The organism is Novacetimonas pomaceti (assembly GCF_003207955.1).
Classification (GTDB): Bacteria; Pseudomonadota; Alphaproteobacteria; order Acetobacterales; family Acetobacteraceae; genus Novacetimonas; species Novacetimonas pomaceti.
This window is the reverse complement of the sequence record NZ_NOXG01000092.1, coordinates 1-1,380: the sequence shown is the minus strand read 5'-3', so window position 1 is coordinate 1,380 and position 1,380 is coordinate 1. Positions and strand designations below refer to the sequence as shown.

Below are 1,380 nucleotides of genomic sequence, written 5' to 3'. Positions count from 1 at the left end.
AGGAATGCGGTTGGCTGTCAGATTAAAAAATGACGCAGCCAAAGGAGATAGAACACCTAGCGAAAGGCAAGATCCTGCAGCGGTATTCAGCAGGTTTGCCCGCAGCTTGGTCCGTTCGCTATGAACAGGATTACCCATCCCAGCCATCGCGTTCGGCGGCTTCAAGTTCCCTTGCGATCAGGCGGTGGATTGCTCCAGCACGGTTAATGCCCTGGCGCACGGCCATATGTGGCCATCTCTCCAGATGGGGCGCGCCCCGCTTTTTCGGGTTATCATTTCCCAATTTTATCATGTTTATCGGTTATCAAAAAAATGCGCAGGAAGAAAGTGTCGAACCTTGGCCAATCTCAGCGCTACGGGTTGGGTCATGATTTTAGCCGGACGTTGTCCAGTGGCTCAGGATCCAGGTTGCTTCCTTGACGGGATTGAGGAGGATTACCCCGAAAACGAACTGGATGAGGCAACTGAGTTTTGAGCGGTTTGTTTTTCCGGTCGCCGACGCGTTCCACGCAACGACCGCCATGAACGCCGCCCAGGCGCCGAACATTTCGAAGAACAGGGCGAAATCACTGACGATTGACAGGATGGCATCCTCTGGGCCCGTCCCGGAAATGACGCTTCCGGTCGCGGCATCCGTATAGCCGGTGACAGAAGCTCCCAGCGAAACCTGCGTATCGAGACCGGCAGAGGTGGTGGACTTGGTGAGTATCCTGTCAAAGGTGGCAAAGACGCCAGAGAGGACAATCCCGATCCAGGGCACCCAGGGGCGCCCGACGAACGGGTTCTGGGGCTGGCGCTGCTGCCATAATCCCCATGCCCCGGTCAGGAAGGCAATCCACGCTGCAATATAGCAGGCCATTGGCAGCAGCCAGGCCATGGCGAGAGCGAGATCGTTGACGAGGTTGACCAGACCTTGCACGTCGATGTGTCCTTGCCTTACTGGATGATGCCGCGTTCAGCCTGGATCACCCACATCGTGCCGCGTTGAGAGATGGCGCGCACACGACCATATCCGCGGAGATCGGTGCCGATTTCGATTTCGGACTGCGGCGGTTGCCCGGCCGGCGCAGCGTCGTCCTGCACCATGGCAAGCTGGGGAGATGCGGCAAGTATCCGGTAGTGCGGCGTCCATGTCGGGGGCGGAGCAGGAGGCATCTGGCGCATTTTCGCTGTCCGGGACGCTGGAGATTGCGGCGGCGTTGGCGCCGGCTGCGGCTCGGCCGCCGCGGCTTCCAGAGCTGCCCGTGCCTTGTCGGCCGCAGCGCGTGTGGCGGCCGGTCCATCTGACGGGGGCGCTTCGGCGTCGGCCACGGCTCGTTTCGCTTCGAGGAGCGACATCCGGCGGTTGAGATCCGAAGCCTTTGCCGTATCTGCGATACG

Annotated in this window: 1 protein-coding gene and 1 pseudogene; both read right to left on the bottom strand. The window is 60.1% G+C overall.

Going from position 1 to position 1,380, the window contains the following annotated elements:
* Nucleotides 1-373: 373 nt before the first annotated feature.
* Nucleotides 374-919 (bottom strand): hypothetical protein, encoded by a 546-nt coding sequence (locus tag CFR71_RS15745; RefSeq protein ID WP_010515535.1) that lies wholly within the window; start codon nucleotides 917-919, stop codon nucleotides 374-376.
* Nucleotides 920-936: 17 nt separating this feature from the next.
* Nucleotides 937-1,380: pseudogene (locus tag CFR71_RS15740) on the bottom strand (hypothetical protein); the annotation flags it as partial.